13 protein-coding genes are annotated in these 16,780 nt (G+C 41.8%); 12 read left to right on the forward strand and 1 reads right to left on the reverse strand.

The window, feature by feature from the left end; all coding sequences use genetic code 11:
- Positions 1 to 8: 8 nt before the first annotated feature.
- From BLS46_RS00540 to BLS46_RS00595, 12 genes are all read left to right on the forward strand, one after another.
- Positions 9 to 2,498: a bifunctional DnaQ family exonuclease/ATP-dependent helicase gene (locus BLS46_RS00540; RefSeq protein WP_093585814.1), complete on the forward strand. Its 2,490-nt coding sequence runs from the start codon at positions 9 to 11 to the stop codon at positions 2,496 to 2,498.
- A 5-nt stretch (positions 2,499 to 2,503) separates the two neighbouring features.
- Positions 2,504 to 3,727: an FtsW/RodA/SpoVE family cell cycle protein gene (locus BLS46_RS00545; protein ID WP_093584661.1), complete on the forward strand. Its 1,224-nt coding sequence runs from the start codon at positions 2,504 to 2,506 to the stop codon at positions 3,725 to 3,727.
- Between the two features lie 10 nt (positions 3,728 to 3,737).
- Positions 3,738 to 4,292, forward strand: coding sequence for a DJ-1 family glyoxalase III (locus BLS46_RS00550; protein ID WP_093584664.1), 555 nt, complete (start codon positions 3,738 to 3,740; stop codon positions 4,290 to 4,292).
- An 84-nt stretch (positions 4,293 to 4,376) separates the two neighbouring features.
- On the forward strand, positions 4,377 to 4,940 hold the full coding sequence (locus BLS46_RS00555; RefSeq protein ID WP_306806745.1) for an HAD-IA family hydrolase: 564 nt from the start codon (positions 4,377 to 4,379) through the stop codon (positions 4,938 to 4,940).
- A gap of 13 nt (positions 4,941 to 4,953) precedes the next feature.
- The gene (gyrB, locus tag BLS46_RS00560; protein ID WP_093584670.1) at positions 4,954 to 6,900 is read left to right on the forward strand and encodes a DNA topoisomerase (ATP-hydrolyzing) subunit B; all 1,947 of its coding nucleotides are present in this window, start codon (positions 4,954 to 4,956) and stop codon (positions 6,898 to 6,900) included.
- Positions 6,901 to 6,980: 80 nt separating this feature from the next.
- Positions 6,981 to 8,708, forward strand: coding sequence for a septation ring formation regulator EzrA (ezrA, locus tag BLS46_RS00565; protein ID WP_093584673.1), 1,728 nt, complete (start codon positions 6,981 to 6,983; stop codon positions 8,706 to 8,708).
- 105 nt (positions 8,709 to 8,813) lie between these two features.
- Positions 8,814 to 10,205: a peptidoglycan-N-acetylglucosamine deacetylase PgdA gene (gene pgdA / locus BLS46_RS00570; protein ID WP_093584676.1), complete on the forward strand. Its 1,392-nt coding sequence runs from the start codon at positions 8,814 to 8,816 to the stop codon at positions 10,203 to 10,205.
- Positions 10,206 to 10,286: 81 nt separating this feature from the next.
- A complete protein-coding gene (locus BLS46_RS00575) occupies positions 10,287 to 11,129 on the forward strand; it encodes an aldo/keto reductase (RefSeq protein WP_093584679.1) in 843 nt (280 codons plus the stop codon).
- Between the two features lie 269 nt (positions 11,130 to 11,398).
- Positions 11,399 to 11,770: a GFA family protein gene (locus BLS46_RS00580; protein WP_000912018.1), complete on the forward strand. Its 372-nt coding sequence runs from the start codon at positions 11,399 to 11,401 to the stop codon at positions 11,768 to 11,770.
- Between the two features lie 210 nt (positions 11,771 to 11,980).
- Positions 11,981 to 12,898 carry a glycine--tRNA ligase subunit alpha gene (gene glyQ / locus BLS46_RS00585; RefSeq protein WP_000038736.1) on the forward strand — a complete coding sequence of 306 codons (918 nt, stop codon included), beginning with the start codon at positions 11,981 to 11,983 and terminating at the stop codon, positions 12,896 to 12,898.
- A gap of 211 nt (positions 12,899 to 13,109) precedes the next feature.
- Positions 13,110 to 15,146, forward strand: a complete 2,037-nt coding sequence (gene glyS, locus BLS46_RS00590; protein WP_093584682.1) for a glycine--tRNA ligase subunit beta — start codon at positions 13,110 to 13,112, stop codon at positions 15,144 to 15,146.
- Positions 15,147 to 15,187: 41 nt separating this feature from the next.
- Positions 15,188 to 15,445, forward strand: coding sequence for a DUF896 family protein (locus tag BLS46_RS00595; protein WP_093584685.1), 258 nt, complete (start codon positions 15,188 to 15,190; stop codon positions 15,443 to 15,445).
- An 80-nt stretch (positions 15,446 to 15,525) separates the two neighbouring features.
- Here the strand turns inward: BLS46_RS00595 and BLS46_RS00600 are convergent, their stop codons facing one another.
- Entirely contained in the window at positions 15,526 to 16,770 is a 1,245-nt protein-coding gene (locus BLS46_RS00600; RefSeq protein WP_061852713.1) for an NAD(P)H-dependent oxidoreductase, read from the reverse strand.
- Positions 16,771 to 16,780: the final 10 nt, after the last annotated feature.

A 16,780-nucleotide genomic window follows, 5' to 3' on the forward strand; every position in this document is an offset into this window, starting at 1 on the left:
TTTTAGTGATGAATGCGAGAAATGATCGGTATGTGGTCGTTGATTTAGAGGCGACCAGCACCGGAAGTAAGGCAAAAATTATTCAAGTAGGCATTGTGGTGATTGAGAATGGTGAAATCATCGATCAGTATGCGACTGATGTCAATCCCCACGAACCCTTGGATTCTCATATCAAAGAATTAACGGGTCTGACCGATCAGCGTTTGGCTGCGGCGCCAGAGTTTTCTCAGGTGGCTGGAAAAATTTTTGAATTGGTTAAGGACGGTATTTTTGTTGCGCACAATGTACAGTTTGATGCCAACCTTCTTGCAGAATTTCTCTTTTTTGAAGGATATGAGTTGCGCACACCGCGTGTGGATACTGTTGAGCTAGCCCAAGTTCTATATCCTCAGTTTGAAAAATACAATCTAGGTATCCTTTGTCAAGAGTTGGGCATTGAACTAGAACAGGCCCACACTGCCCTGTCAGATGCTCAAGCAACAGCTGAACTCTTGCTTTACATGCGTCAAAAGCTTTTTGAGCTACCTAAAGGGCTCTTAGAAAGCTTGTTAAACCTTGCAGACAACCTTCTCTACGAAAGTTATTTGGTGATTGAGGAGGTTTACCAGCAGCAATCTCTCCTTGCTTCTCCAGAATTGATAGAACTCCATGGGCTTTTCCTGAGAAAGGAAAGTCAAGCATTAGTACCACGCAGGTTATCGAAAGATTTTGCTAAAAACATTTCTTTATTGGGGCTGGAGGAGCGTCCGCAACAGTTGGAATTTGCGGAGAAGGTTGAGCACTTATTGGAAGAACACCAGACTTCCTTTATCCAAGCTCAAACGGGATTGGGTAAGACTTACGGCTATCTCCTTCCAGCTTTGAATTTGAAGAGTGATGCAGGGATTTTAGTGAGTGTTCCGACCAAAATTCTCCAAAATCAGATCATGCAAGAAGAAGGACAGCGTTTAAAAGAGGTTTTTCATCTGGAGATTCATAGTCTCAAGGGTCCTCAAAATTATTTAAAACTGGATGCCTTTCACCGAGTTCTCCACCGATCGGAGTCCAATCGCCTTTTTACACGCTTTAAAATGCAACTGCTCATCTGGCTTACAGAGACAGAGACTGGTGACTTGGACGAAATCGGGCAGCTTTATCGCTACCAGCACTTTCTGCCTGGACTAGTCCACGATGGCAAGCTTTCAAAGAAAAGTTTATTTGCTACAGAGGATTTTTGGAAACGAGGGCAGGAAAAGGCCAAGACCAGTCGTGTTCTCTTGACAAATCATGCCTATCTGGTCACTCGTTTGGAAGACAATCCAGAGTTTGTCGACAACCGTTTGGTGATCTTGGATGAAGCTCAAAAAATGCTGCTAGCTCTTGAAAATCTAGCCCAGCAGGCTTATCGACTTGAGGATCTTGTAACCCAGCTTGATAAGTCCTTAGAGATAGAGGAAGATTTGGTTCAGAAACGCTTGCTTGAGAGTATTGGTTTTGAATGTCGTTACTTGATGGAGCACTATCAGTCGGGCCTTAAGAATGGAAAGTGGTTGGATTCTCTTGAACAGTTGCGCCAGCATTTTTCGGAGCTAGCTCTCCCAGAGTATAGAGATCTTGCAAACTTTTTCACGTCGGACCGTGAATTTTGGCTTGCTCCAGCAGAGAAATCTAGTAAGGATGTCCTGATTTGTTCAAGCAAAAACGGTCGCTTTATACTAGCAGACTTATTGCCAGAAGATTGTAGGCTCCTAGGAGTATCTGCCACTCTTGAAATCAGCAATCGGGTTTCCTTAGCAGATCTATTGGGTTTTCCAGATACTCCACTTGTTAGGCTTGATGTAACAAAACAGGAGCAACAAGAAGTCTTTCTAGTCGATGACTTTCCTCTTGTGACAGAAGTTCCACCTTTTGACTATGCTAATGAAGTGGCTTCTGTTATCCGAAGGTTACAAGCCTTTCAAGAACCCTTATTGGTTTTGTTTACCTCAAAAGAGATGTTGCTGGCAGTTTCAGACTTGCTAGACCAACCTCATCTGGCTCAGTACAAAAATGGGGAACCAAGTCAACTGAAAAAACGTTTTGAAAAAGGTGAACGCCAGATCTTGCTTGGAACAGGTAGTTTCTGGGAAGGGGTTGATTTTTCAACCCATCCTTGCGTAATCCAAGTGATTCCGAGATTGCCTTTCCAAAATCCCCAAGACCCCTTAACCAAAAAGTTAAACCAAGAACTGCGTCAAGAAGGGAAAAATCCTTTCTATGATTATCAGTTACCAATGGCGATCATTCGGCTAAAACAAGCCCTTGGTCGTACTGTTAGACGGCCCAACCAAGGTTCGGTTGCTGTAATCTTAGACCGTCGTGTTGTCAGCAAGCGTTACGGCAAACAAATCGCCCAGACCTTGTCAAAAGAAAGGGCTGTTCAGATTCTTTCTAGAGAACAGCTAGAGCCTGCTGTAGCTGATTTTCTCCAATCCCGTCGCAATAGAATGAAAGAAAAATCCAAGAAAGAGAAAAGGTAAAAAATATGAAACGTTCCTTCGACTCTCGAGTCGATTATAGCCTCCTCCTACCAGTGTTTTGTTTACTGGTGATTGGAGTAGTGGCTATTTATATAGCAGTTAGCCATGACTATCCCAATAATGTACTTCCAATTCTAGGTCAGCAAATCGCCTGGATTGCTTTAGGGCTTGTCATTGGCTTTGTCGTCATGTTCTTCAATACCGAGTTTTTATGGAAGGTGACTCCTTATCTTTATGGTCTAGGGCTAGCTTTGATGGTCCTCCCTCTTGTTTTCTACAATCCAAATCTTGTAGCGTCAACAGGTGCCAAGAACTGGGTGTCTATCGGGGGAACCACGCTCTTTCAACCATCTGAGTTCATGAAGATTTCCTACATCTTGATATTGGCTCGAGTCATTGTACAATTCACTCAAAAACACAAGGAATGGCGACGAACTATTCCCTTGGATTTCCTATTGATTGGTTGGATGATTGCCTTTACCATCCCAGTCTTGATCCTTCTAGCCCTACAAAGTGACTTGGGGACTGCCTTGGTCTTCGTAGCTATTTTTGCAGGCATGGTCCTCCTTTCAGGTGTTTCGTGGAAGATTATCATTCCTGTTTTTGCGACAGGAGTGACTGCAGTTGTAGGCTTCATGGCAATCTTTATAAGCAAGGATGGACGTGCCTTCTTGCACCAGATTGGGATGCCAACATACCAGATTAACCGTATTTTGGCTTGGCTCAATCCCTTTGACTTTGCGCAAACAACGACTTATCAACAGGCGCAGGGGCAAATTGCTATTGGAAGTGGTGGTTTGTTTGGGCAAGGTTTCAATGTGTCCAATCTCCTCATTCCAGTACGTGAAAGTGATATGATTTTCACAGTGATTGCTGAAGACTTTGGCTTCATTGGTTCAGTCTTTGTCATTGCTTTGTATTTGCTTCTTATATATCGTATGTTGAAGATTACGCTCAGGTCAAATAACCAGTTCTACACCTATATTTCAACTGGCTTTATCATGATGTTGCTCTTCCATATCTTTGAAAATATCGGTGCCGTAACAGGCTTACTTCCTTTGACAGGGATTCCTCTGCCATTCATTTCGCAAGGTGGATCCGCAATTATTAGTAACCTCATCGGTGTCGGTCTCCTCTTGTCTATGAGTTACCAGACCAATCTAGCAGAAGAAAAGAGTGGTAAAATTCCATTCAAACGAAAAAAAGTCGTTCTAAAACAAATCAAATAAGGAGGCCACTATGGCAAAAGTAGCAGTTATCTTAGCAAATGGCTTTGAAGAAATCGAAGCCTTGACAGTAGTTGATGTTTTGCGTCGAGCAAACATTTCCTGTGATATGGTAGGATTTGAAGAGCAGGTGACAGGATCACATGGCATTCAGGTAAAAGCTGATCGTGTTTTTGATGGCGATTTGTCCGACTATGACTTGGTAGTTCTTCCAGGTGGCATGCCAGGCTCAGCTCACCTACGGGATAATCCAGCCCTCATTTCTGAGATTAAAGCCTTTGACCAAGCTGGAAAGAAAATTGCAGCTATCTGTGCAGCTCCAATCACCCTCCATCAAGCAGGTGTCCTGAAAGACAAGCGCTTTACCTGTTATGACGGTGTTCAGGAGAACATCAGTGATGGAATTTACCGAAAGGAAACAGTAGTTGTGGATGGTAATCTAACAACTAGCCGAGGACCGTCAACTGCCCTTGCCTTCGCCTATGAATTAGTGGAGCAACTGGGAGGAGATGCAGAAAGTTTACGAGTCGGTATGCTCTATCGGGATGTCTTTGAAAATCAACAGTAAAACGAGGGTTAAACTCTCGTTTTTTACTTGGAAAAATCTAGGAAATCATCGCTTTTTTCATAAAAAAATGGTATAATGAAGGGTATGAAATATCACGACTATATATGGGATTTAGGTGGTACCCTATTGGATAATTATGAGACTTCTACAGCAGCCTTTGTAGAAACCTTGGCCCAATATGGTATTGAGCAAGAACACGACCGTGTTTACGAAGCCTTGAAAGTTTCGACAGCTTTTGCCATCGAGAAGTTTGCCCCAGACATCGAGGATTTTTTAGAGAACTATAAAGAAAATGAAGCGCGTGAGCTAGAGTACCCAGTTTTGTTTGAGGGGATTCCAGAGTTACTAAAAGACATCTCTGACAAGGGTGGCCGTCATTTCTTAGTCTCTCATCGAAATGACCAAGTGCTAGAACTTCTAGCAAAGACTCAGATAGCTGACTATTTCACAGAAGTCGTGACTGCCAGTTCTGGTTTCAAACGAAAACCAGATCCTGAGTCCATGATTTATTTACGTGATAAATATCATATTACATCCGGTTTGGTCATTGGTGACAGAAATATTGATATAGAAGCAGGTGAAGCTGCTGGCTTAGATGCCTATCTTTTTAAAAACGTTGCGACATTGAGACAAGCAATAGACATGTAAGAAAAGGGAAAAAATGACAGAAGAAATCAAAAATCAACAGGCACAGGATTATGATGCCAGTCAAATTCAAGTTTTGGAGGGGCTGGAAGCCGTTCGTATGCGTCCAGGTATGTATATTGGATCGACTTCAAAAGAAGGTCTTCACCACCTAGTCTGGGAAATTGTTGATAACTCAATTGACGAAGCCTTAGCTGGATTTGCAAGTCACATCCAAGTCTTTATCGAGCCTGATAATTCCATCACCGTTGTGGACGACGGCCGTGGAATTCCTGTTGACATTCAGGAAAAGACAGGACGTCCCGCTGTTGAGACCGTCTTTACAGTCCTTCATGCTGGAGGAAAATTCGGCGGTGGCGGATATAAGGTTTCAGGTGGTCTCCACGGAGTAGGTTCTTCCGTAGTAAATGCCCTCTCAACGCAACTAGATGTTCATGTTCACAAAAACGGTAAGATTCATTACCAAGAATACCGTCGTGGTCATGTTGTTGCTGACCTTGAGGTGGTTGGAGATACGGATAAAACTGGAACAACAGTTCACTTCACACCAGATCCAGAGATTTTTACAGAAACAACGACCTTTGATTTTGACAAATTGAATAAACGTATTCAAGAACTAGCCTTTTTGAACCGAGGACTTCGAATCTCAATAACAGATAAGCGTGAAGGTCTTGAACAAAGCAAACATTACCACTATGAGGGTGGAATTGCTAGCTACGTTGAATATATCAACGAGAATAAAGATGTGATCTTTGAAAAACCAATCTATACAGATGGTGAAATGGAAGACATTACTGTTGAAGTAGCCATGCAGTACACAACCGGTTATCACGAAAATGTCATGAGTTTCGCCAATAATATTCACACCCATGAAGGTGGAACGCATGAGCAAGGTTTTCGTACAGCACTGACGCGTGTTATCAATGATTATGCCCGCAAAAATAAGCTATTAAAAGACAATGAAGACAACCTGACAGGAGAAGATGTTCGTGAAGGTTTGACTGCTGTTATCTCTGTCAAACATCCAAATCCACAGTTTGAAGGACAAACCAAGACCAAGCTGGGCAATAGTGAAGTGGTTAAGATCACCAATCGCCTCTTCAGCGATGCCTTCTCTGATTTTCTCATGGAGAATCCACAGATTGCCAAGCGCATCGTGGAAAAAGGAATTTTGGCTGCCAAGGCTCGTGTAGCTGCTAAGCGAGCGCGTGAAGTCACTCGTAAGAAATCCGGCTTGGAAATTTCCAATCTGCCAGGAAAACTAGCGGATTGTTCTTCAAATAACCCTGCGGAAACAGAACTCTTCATCGTCGAAGGAGACTCAGCTGGTGGATCAGCTAAATCTGGTCGTAACCGTGAATTCCAAGCTATCTTGCCAATTCGTGGTAAGATCTTGAATGTTGAAAAAGCTAGCATGGATAAAATCCTTGCCAACGAAGAAATTCGGAGCCTTTTCACTGCCATGGGAACAGGATTTGGTGCAGAATTTGATGTCACTAAGGCTCGTTACCAAAAACTCGTTTTGATGACTGATGCCGATGTCGATGGAGCCCACATTCGGACCCTCTTGCTAACCTTGATTTACCGCTACATGAAACCAATTCTAGAAGCTGGATATGTCTACATTGCCCAACCGCCAATCTACGGAGTAAAAGTTGGAAGTGAGATCAAAGAATACATTCAACCTGGTGCAGATCAAGAAATTAAACTCCAAGAAGCCTTAGCGCGTCACAGTGAAGGGCGCTCAAAACCAACCATCCAACGTTATAAAGGTCTGGGAGAAATGGACGACCACCAATTGTGGGAAACTACCATGGATCCAGAACATCGCTTGATGGCGCGTGTTTCGGTAGATGATGCTGCCGAAGCAGATAAGATCTTTGATATGTTGATGGGGGACCGAGTTGAACCTCGCCGTGAATTTATCGAAGAAAATGCCGTTTACAGTACCCTTGACGTCTAAAAAATGTGGGAAATAGTTCCCATGACCTAAAAAATATGATATAATCAATACGATTGTTTCTAGTATAAAAGGAGTTTGATATGTCTAATGGACAACTAATTTATCTAATGGTTGCGATTGCAGTCATTTTGATTCTAGCTTATGTAGCGGCAATCTTCCTACGTAAGCGTAATGTAAGTAGATTGACGGCCCTCGAGGAAAGAAAAGAAGAACTCTACAACCTTCCTGTAAATGATGAGGTTGAAGCGGTTAAAAACATGCATTTGATTGGTCAAAGTCAGGTGACCTTCCGTGAATGGAATCAAAAATGGGTTGATTTATCCCTTAACTCATTTGCTGATATTGAAAATAACCTGTTTGAGGCTGAAGGCTATAATAATTCTTTTCGCTTTTTCAAAGCGACTCACCAAATCGATCAAATCGAAAGTCAAATTGATTTAATTGAAGAAGACATTGCGGCGATTCGCAATGCGCTTTCAGAGCTTGAAAAACAAGAGTCTAAGAATAGCGGACGTGTTCTGCATGCTTTGGACTTATTTGAAAATCTGCAACATACCGTAGCAGAAAATTCGGAACAGTATGGTAAAGCCCTTCCTGAAATTGAGAAACAATTGGAAAATATCCAGTCAGAGTTTTCTCAATTTGTAACCTTGAACTCTTCAGGTGACCCAGTTGAAGCTGCAGCAATTCTTGATTCAACTGAAAATCATATTCTCGCTTTGACACATATCGTTGATCGTGTTCCATCTCTCGTGAAGACTTTGTCAACAGAACTTCCAGAACAATTGGAAGATTTGGAGGAAGGCTACCGTAAACTCTTGGATGCTAATTATCACTTCACTGAAACGGACATCGAGTCACGCTTCCAACTTTTACATGAATCCTTGAAAAATAATCAAGAAAACATCCGCCAGTTGGAATTGGATAATGCAGAGTATGAAAATACACAAATCCAAGAAGAGATTAATGCGCTTTACGATATCTTCACGCGTGAAATAGCTGCCCAAAAAGTCGTTGAAAGTCTCCTTTCAACGCTTCCAACCTACCTAAATCACTTGAAAGAAAATAATCAGGTTTTGGTTCAAGACCTTGAACGCTTGACTAAAACCTATCTTCTCCCAGAAAGTGATGGGAACCATGTCCGCCGTCTTCAAGCTGAATTGTCAGGGCTTGATACAGCGATCACAGAGGCAACCGAAGATCAGACAGAACCTACTCAAGCCTACTCTGTTTTAGAGGAGCAGTTTAATTCACTTCAAAGTAATCTAAAAGACATTGAAGACGAACAAGTTTCTGTTAGTGAACGCCTAGCCCAAATCGAAAAAGACGACATCAATGCTCGTCAGAAAGCCAATGTCTATGTGAATCGCTTGCATACTATCAAACGTTACATGGAGAAGAGAAACTTGCCGGGTATTCCTCAAAGTTTTTTGAAACTTTTCTTCACTGCAAGCCATAACACAGAAGATCTGATGGCAGAGTTAGAACAAGCACAAGTTAATATTGAATCAGTTAAACGAATTCTTGAAATTGCGACCCATGACATGGAGGCTCTTGAAACAGAAACCTACAATATTGTTCAATACGCGACCTTGACGGAGCAACTCTTGCAGTATTCAAACCGTTACCGTTCATTTGATGAACGTATCCAGCAAGCTTTCAATGAAGCACTTGAAATTTTTGAAAAAGAATTTGACTACAAGGCATCATTTGAGAAGATTTCTCAAGCCTTGGAAGTTGCAGAGCCTGGAGTCACAAATCGCTTTGTTTCTTCTTATGAAAAAACACGTGAAGCGATTCGCTTCTAATACCTGAAAAGCTTAGATCATCTAGGCTTTTTATTATTTATTTCAAAAATAGAAGAATATCGATTTATCATTGAAATTATAGTTCTGATTTGATATGATGGAGGTATGAAGAAAAATAGAGTGAAGCGTGTTTCCCACGATAAAAAGAGAAGTAGATTGCTTTTCCTTGTTGGAATCTTAGGTCTTGCTATGATCTGCCTAGGTGGTGCCATTGGCCATAAGATTCTACAAAAGCAATCCTATGAACAAAAAATTGAAGCGCTAAAGAGTGAAAAGGACCAACAATTCAGCTCAGGTAGTCAGAAAGACCATTTCCGAAAAGGTCAAGCTGAGGTGATTGCCTACTATCCTCTTCAAGGGGAGGAGGTCATTGCGCCTGTTAGAGAAAAAATCAACCAGGATATCAAAGAAAAGCTGGAAGATAAAGAAGATTTGGTCTTTTATTATACCGAGCAATTGGATCCTGTTTTAAAGGGAGTTCTTACTCGTAATATCAGTAAGCAAGTTTACGATTTGTCTGCAGCAAAGGTTGAAGAAAAAGAAAAAACATCTTTAGGAAAAGTTTTCTTGACTGAAGATGGGAAAGATTTTGACCTCAGTAAACTCTTCAAAGATGCAAGCAAGGCTAAGGAAGTCTTGCTGAGCCAAATCAAATCAACCCTAGAAGATAAGAAACTTGACCAGACAAAAATTGATCAGGTGCTAAAAACCTTTACAGACCAAGATTTGTCGTCATGGAGCTTTGATTATAAAGATAGTCAAATCATCCTTTATCCTGCTGACCTAGGGGAGGTTCTGGAGGAAATTGCTTTACCAATATCCAGTTTCTTTGACGTTATTGAGTCATCCTATCTGCTTGAGAAAGATGCTGAACTTTACCAGGCTTACTTTGCTCAGAAAAATAAAAAAGTTGTAGCCTTGACTTTTGATGATGGTCCAAATCCATCTACAACTACCCAGGCTTTGGATACATTAGCTAAGTACAATGTAAAGGCGACCTTCTTTGTACTTGGTAAAAACATTGCTGGTAATGAAGATCTTCTGAAACGAATGAAATCAGAAGGACATGTTGTGGGAAATCATAGCTGGGATCATCCCGTTCTTTCAAAGTTGACTCTTGAAGATGCTAAAAAGCAAATCACGGATACGGAAGATGCCTTGACCAAGGTTTTAGGTTCGAGTTCTAAACTTATGCGCCCCCCTTACGGAGCGATTACAGATGATATTCGTAATAGTCTGGATTTGAGTTTTATCATGTGGAATGTAGATAGTTTGGACTGGAAGAGCAAGAATGAAACTGCTATTTTAACAGAGATTCAGCATCAAGTTCGTAATGGATCGATTGTTCTTATGCATGATATTCATGGCGCTACAGTTAATGTTCTTCCAAAGATTATAGAATATCTAAAAGAGCAAGGTTATACATTTGTGACTATTCCGGAATTGCTCAATTCACGTCTAAAAGCTCACGAAATGTATTATGACCGTGATCAATAATTGTTAAAATCTAAAGGATCAAATGTGCTGATAATCAGGACTTTGTTTCTTTAGATTTTCTTCACATAGAAAGGAAAAAATATGAAATCTTACACCCTTAATAATGGAGTTTCAATTCCTGTTCTAGGATTTGGAACATGGAAGGCTGAAAATGGAGAGGTGGCCTACCAAGCCGTTTTAGAAGCCTTAAAGGCTGGTTATCGTCATATCGATACTGCAGCTATCTATAAAAATGAGGAAAGTGTTGGTCGTGCTATTCGAGATAGCGGTATTCCACGACAAGAAATCTTTGTAACGACCAAACTTTGGAATACCAATCACAGCTACGAAGAAGCTCGCCAAGCTTTTGAGGAATCAATGGAAAAACTGGGATTGGATTATCTAGACTTGTACCTTATCCATTGGCCAAATCCAAAACCACTAAGGGAAAATGACGGATGGAAAACTCGCAATGCTGAAGTCTGGAGAGCGATGGAGGACCTTTACCAAGAAGGCAAAATCCGTGCTATCGGAGTTAGTAATTTTCTCCCTCATCATCTGGATGCTTTGCTTGAGACAGCAAGAGTCATTCCAGCGGTTAATCAGGTGCGCTTAGCGCCAGGAGTTTACCAAGAGGAAGTGGTTGACTACTGTAGAGAGAAGGGAATTCTCCTAGAGGCTTGGGGACCTTTTGGGCAAGGGGATCTGTTTGAACAGAAAGAAGTCCAAGGAATTGCTGATAAGCACGGGAAATCAGTTGCTCAAATTGCCTTGGCTTGGAGTTTGGCAGAAGGTTTTTTACCTCTACCTAAGTCAGTAACAGCCTCTCGCATCCAGAGCAATCTTGACTGTTTTGGGATTGAACTCAGCAAAGACGAGCGAGAGATCTTAAAGACGATTTCAGTGACTTCTGGCGCACCTCGTGTGGATGAGATGGATTTTTAGAAAGTAAGAAAAAGAATTGTAAATTTTCTCTCTTTCTGATATAATAATCAACAAGAAAGAAAGTCTTATGGCGTTCTTTAAGCGAGCTTGGGATAGTGGGAGCCAAGTAGAACAAGGTAAGAAACTGGCACTTTCTGTCGTATTTTAAAAAACAATGAAGTAATAAATTAGGGTGGAACCGCGTTTCTGACGCCCCTAGTCGCAAGGCTTGGGTGTTGAAATTCGGTTCTTTTTGAATTTGATCTAATGCCTAAGTAGAAAGGAGCATAATGCTTAAAGGATCTTGTTTATGTAAAGCAGTCACCTACACTTTAGATGAGGAATTGTCAGAATTAGTTTTTTGTCATTGCTCATTCTGTCGGAAAGCAACTGCGTCTGCCTATACAGTTAATGCCAAAGTTAGCAGCAAAAATCTGGTATTGTATGGAGAAGAGAATTTGGTTACCTATAGTTCATCTCCAGGGAAACAACGCTATTACTGCCAGAACTGTCATAGTCAAATTTTCACTATTCAAGAAGATGTACCAGAAGTTTGTGCTTTAAAATTAGGTACAGTAGATGAATGCAATCAGAATTTACAAACTGTTCCTAAACGTCATATTTTTCAGGACCCAGCTTTTTCTTGGTTGCTTGATAAATAAATTTAAAAAGATAATATAAACTAAAGGAGTAAACAATGTCTAAGAAATTAACATTTCACTGCGTCAGTGGCAGAGACCTCCTTACAGTCGGGCTGCCCCACGCTCAGCACTAGAGTGCCTGAGCTAGACGCAGTACTAACTCGTCTTGCCTCGTATGATCGACGAGGCAGACTCGTGTCGCAAGTAATTTATAAAAAAAAGGAGTAAATAATGTCTAAAAAATTGACTTTCCAGGAAATCATCCTTACTTTGCAACAATTTTGGAATGACCAAGGTTGTATGCTTATGCAGGCTTATGATAATGAAAAAGGTGCGGGGACGATGAGTCCGTACACTTTCCTTCGCGCTATTGGACCTGAGCCATGGAATGCGGCTTATGTAGAGCCATCACGTCGTCCTGCTGACGGTCGTTACGGGGAAAATCCTAACCGTCTCTATCAACACCACCAATTCCAAGTGGTCATGAAGCCTTCTCCATCAAATATCCAAGAACTTTATCTTGAGTCTTTGGAAAAATTGGGTATCAATCCATTGGAACATGATATCCGCTTCGTTGAAGATAACTGGGAAAATCCATCGACTGGATCTGCAGGTCTCGGTTGGGAAGTTTGGCTTGATGGGATGGAAATCACTCAGTTCACTTATTTCCAACAAGTTGGTGGATTGGCAACTGGCCCTGTGACTGCGGAAGTTACCTATGGTTTGGAGCGTTTGGCTTCTTACATCCAAGAAGTAGACTCTGTCTATGATATTGAGTGGGCTGATGGTGTAAAATACGGAGAAATCTTCATCCAGCCTGAGTACGAGCATTCAAAATATTCATTTGAAATTTCGGATCAAGAAATGTTGCTGGAAAACTTTGATAAGTTTGAAAAAGAAGCTGGTCGTGCCTTAGAAGAAGGCTTGGTTCACCCTGCCTATGACTATGTTCTCAAATGTTCACATACCTTTAACTTGCTTGACGCGCGTGGTGCCGTATCCGTAACTGAGCGTGCGGGCTATATCGCCCGTATCCGTAACCTGGCCCGTGTCGTAGCTAAAACCTTTGTCGCAGAACGCAAACGCCTAGGTTACCCACTTTTGGATGAAGAAACGCGAGCTAAACTCTTAGCAGAAGACGCAGAATAAAGAGAGTAACCGTTTACGAAAATGGGCGAACAGAGTGAGCCTTGAGCCAGTTGCCACAGTGATGAAGGTATCCTTAGTGATGCTAAGGATACTAGGCAAAATTGGAGACTTTTGGCTCCAATTTTAGCAATGAAACGACGAAGTTGGTTGCTTGCGTGCCAATCACATAAGGCAAACTGGAAAATAAAAAGATACTTTTCGGAGAAAAAATATGACAAAAAACTTATTAGTAGAACTCGGTCTTGAAGAGTTACCAGCCTACGTAGTAACTCCTAGTGAAAAACAACTAGGTGAAAAAATGGCAGCCTTCCTCAAGGAAAACCGCCTTTCCTTTGAAGCTATTCAAATCTTCTCAACACCACGTCGTTTGGCTGTTCGTGTGACTGGTCTTGCAGACAAACAGTCTGATTTGACAGAAGATTTCAAAGGACCAGCTAAGAAAATCGCCTTGGACAGTGATGGAAACTTCACCAAAGCAGCCCAAGGATTTGTCCGTGGGAAGGGCTTGACGGTTGAAGATATTGAATTCCGTGAAATCAAGGGTGAAGAATATGTCTATGTTACCAAGGAAGAAGTGGGTCAACCAGTTGAAGCCATTGTTCCTGGTGTTGTAGATGTCTTGAAGTCCTTGACTTTCCCTGTCAGCATGCACTGGGCTAACAATACTTTTGAATATATCCGCCCTGTGCACACTTTGACAGTTCTCCTGGACGAGCAGGAGTTTGATCTGGATTTCCTTGATATCAAGGGCGGTCGTGTGAGCCGTGGTCATCGTTTCTTGGGACAAGAAACCAAGATTCAGTCAGCATTAAGCTACGAAGAAGACCTTCGTGCACAGTTTGTAATCGCGGATCCTCGTGAACGTGAGCAAATGATTGTTGATCAAATCAAAGAAATCGAGGCAAAACATGGTGTACGTATCGAAATTGATGCTGACTTGCTGAACGAAGTCTTGAACTTGGTTGAATACCCAACTGCCTTTATGGGTAGTTTTGATGCTAAATACCTTGAAGTTCCAGAAGAAGTCTTGGTGACTTCGATGAAGGAACACCAACGCTACTTTGTTGTTCGTGATCAAGACGGTAAACTCTTGCCAAACTTCATTTCAGTTCGTAACGGAAACGCAGAGCATTTGGAAAATGTCATCAAGGGAAATGAAAAAGTCTTAGTTGCCCGCTTGGAGGACGGTGAATTTTTCTGGCGTGAAGACCAAAAATTGGTCATTGCAGATCTTGTTGAAAAATTGACCAACGTGACTTTCCATGAGAAGATTGGTTCCCTTCGTGAACACATGATTCGTACTGGTCAGATTGCCATTCTCTTGGCAGAAAAAGCTGGTTTGTCAGTGGATGAAACGGTTGACCTAGCCCGTGCAGCAGCTATTTACAAGTTTGACTTGTTGACGGGGATGGTTGGTGAGTTTGATGAGCTCCAAGGTATTATGGGTGAGAAATATGCTCTTCTTGCTGGTGAAACTCCAGCAGTTGCAGCTGCTATTCGTGAACACTACATGCCTACATCAGCCGAAGGAGAGCTTCCAGATAGCAAGGTGGGGGCAGTGCTTGCCATTGCAGATAAATTGGATACAATTTTGAGTTTCTTCTCAGTAGGTTTGATTCCATCAGGTTCTAATGACCCTTATGCCCTTCGTCGTGCGACTCAAGGTGTGGTTCGTATCTTGGATGCTTTTGGTTGGCACATTGCTATGGATGAGTTGATTGATAGCCTTTACAGTTTGAAATTTGACAGCTTGACTTATGAAAATAAAGCAGAGGTTATGGACTTTATCAAGGCTCGTGTTGATAAGATGATGGGTTCTACTCCGAAAGACATCAAGGAAGCAGTCCTTGCAAGTTCGAACTTTGTCGTGGCGGATATGTTGGAAGTAGCAAGTGCTCTCGTCGAAGCAAGCAAGGAAGAAAACTTCAAACCGTCTGTCGAATCTCTCTCACGTGCTTTCAACTTGGCTGAAAAAGCAGAAGGATATGAAACAGTTGATCCTGCCCTCTTTGAGAATGAAGAAGAGAAAACCTTGGCGGAAGCAGTAGAGTCACTCGTTTTATTAGGGACTGCAAGTCAGCAATTAGAACAACTCTTTGCGCTTAGTCCAGTTATTGATGCTTTCTTTGAGAATACTATGGTAATGACCGATGATCAAGATATTCGTCAAAATCGTTTGGCAATCTTGTCACAACTCACCAAGAAAGCAGCTAAACTTGCACGTTTCAACCAAATCAATACGAAATAAACTGAGTCAAACGGACTGTATCTTATCACAAAGGAGAAAAAATGGATCCGAAAAAAATCGCTCGTATCAACGAACTTGCTAAAAAGAAAAAAACAGAAGGCTTAACTTCTTCTGAAAAAGTGGAACAAGCTAAACTTCGTGAGGAGTACATCGAAGGCTATCGTCGTTCTGTTCGTCACCACATTGAAGGAATCAAAATTGTGGACGAAGAAGGAAATGACGTCACACCAGAAAAACTACGTCAGGTACAACGTGAAAAAGGTTTACACGGCCGTAGTTTAGATGATCCTAACTCATAAAATGAAAGGGGGTGTAGATGATTTACAAGCCCCTTTTCTGTTGTAATAAAAAAGGAGCCATTTGGCTCCTTTTTGGTTTCTTAGTTGCTTGCACCAGAAGTGGCGTCGGCGTCACCACCATGGCCTCCAGCGTCCCCTGAGTCAGAAGCGCCAGAAGTAGCATCTGCGTCTCCATGACCTCCGGCAGCAGGAGCAAATGGTCCGCTACCACCTACTAAACGTTGACCAGTCTCTTTTAGGTACCAGTCAAGCCATGGTTGGAAGTTAAAGACAATTTCATTGATTCCAGCGTATGATCCATCAGGATAGTACATGGCTTGGTAGTTATGAGTGTTGATGACACCAGCAGGAGAACCTGGAACGATCGTACGGACGTATTCTTGGTTTCCATTGCGAAGTGTTCCGATGACCCACTCTACATTCTTCATACGTGCTGGTGGAAGAGATCCATGAACAGTCGACATACGGCTACCTGATTGAGGTGGTACACGTTTAGCGAACATAGTGTCTGGATCTTGGTGAGCGTTATTGTAGTAGAGGAATTGGTTGTTATCATCAGCGTATGTCAATTCAAATGGCATAGCTTTCAAGAACATATCAATTTGGTTAACTGTCAGGATACCGTGGTCCAGTTTGACATAGGTATCACCAGAAACAGCTCCAGTGATTGCAGCAACTTTTTCTACCCATTCTGGATCGTCAGGATCAACTTCTGTGATGGTTGTAGCGATTGGTTTTCCACAATCCAAGTCTTCTGGTTCGATTGGTTTTGGTTTTTTCAATTTCGAAACGACTCCTACGTATTTTACAAAGTTATCTAAGCAAGTTTCAAGGAATTTAACAGTGCCTTCGTTGGTGATATTTCCGTCGTTATCAAAAGCTTCCTTAGCTTTGCCAAGAAGGAATTCGTTACCTGGAAGTGTGTAGGCATTGACACCTGGAGCATCAAGGATCTTACGAAGGTGAACTTGGGCACGTGAAGTTCCTTGGTCATAGTATGATGCACCCACAATCATAACAGGCTTATTTTCAAATGGATGAACTTCGTATGAAAGCCATTCGAGCACAGATTTGAGAGAAGCTGAGATAGTGTGGTTGTGCTCAGGAGTGGCGATAATGACACCATCAGCACGTGTAATCTTGTTATACAAGAAGCGCAATTGGAAACTTTCGTCCCATTTTTCGTCTTGGTTAAACATTGGAACTTCGTCGATTTCAAGAACTTCTAATTCAAATTTAAATTTGAAATTGCGACGGATAAATTCCAAGAGTTTGCGGTTATATGATTGATCGTAGTTTGATCCAACAAGTCCAACAAATTTCATTCTTTCGGTC

The organism is Streptococcus sp. NLAE-zl-C503, from assembly GCF_900104285.1.
GTDB lineage: Bacteria > Bacillota > Bacilli > Lactobacillales > Streptococcaceae > Streptococcus.

Bases quoted from the DNA above. Each gene is read 5' to 3' on its own strand.
- BLS46_RS00540 (WP_093585814.1), top strand. From the start codon at position 9: ATGAATGCGAGAAATGATCGGTATGTGGTCGTTGATTTAGAGGCGACC.
- BLS46_RS00545 (WP_093584661.1), top strand. From the start codon at position 2,504: ATGAAACGTTCCTTCGACTCTCGAGTCGATTATAGCCTCCTCCTACCA.
- BLS46_RS00550 (WP_093584664.1), top strand. From the start codon at position 3,738: ATGGCAAAAGTAGCAGTTATCTTAGCAAATGGCTTTGAAGAAATCGAA.
- BLS46_RS00555 (WP_306806745.1), top strand. From the start codon at position 4,377: ATGAAATATCACGACTATATATGGGATTTAGGTGGTACCCTATTGGAT.
- gyrB (WP_093584670.1), top strand. From the start codon at position 4,954: ATGACAGAAGAAATCAAAAATCAACAGGCACAGGATTATGATGCCAGT.
- ezrA (WP_093584673.1), top strand. From the start codon at position 6,981: ATGTCTAATGGACAACTAATTTATCTAATGGTTGCGATTGCAGTCATT.
- pgdA (WP_093584676.1), top strand. From the start codon at position 8,814: ATGAAGAAAAATAGAGTGAAGCGTGTTTCCCACGATAAAAAGAGAAGT.
- BLS46_RS00575 (WP_093584679.1), top strand. From the start codon at position 10,287: ATGAAATCTTACACCCTTAATAATGGAGTTTCAATTCCTGTTCTAGGA.
- BLS46_RS00580 (WP_000912018.1), top strand. From the start codon at position 11,399: ATGCTTAAAGGATCTTGTTTATGTAAAGCAGTCACCTACACTTTAGAT.
- glyQ (WP_000038736.1), top strand. From the start codon at position 11,981: ATGTCTAAAAAATTGACTTTCCAGGAAATCATCCTTACTTTGCAACAA.
- glyS (WP_093584682.1), top strand. From the start codon at position 13,110: ATGACAAAAAACTTATTAGTAGAACTCGGTCTTGAAGAGTTACCAGCC.
- BLS46_RS00595 (WP_093584685.1), top strand. From the start codon at position 15,188: ATGGATCCGAAAAAAATCGCTCGTATCAACGAACTTGCTAAAAAGAAA.
- BLS46_RS00600 (WP_061852713.1), bottom strand. From the start codon at position 16,770: ATGAAATTTGTTGGACTTGTTGGATCAAACTACGATCAATCATATAAC.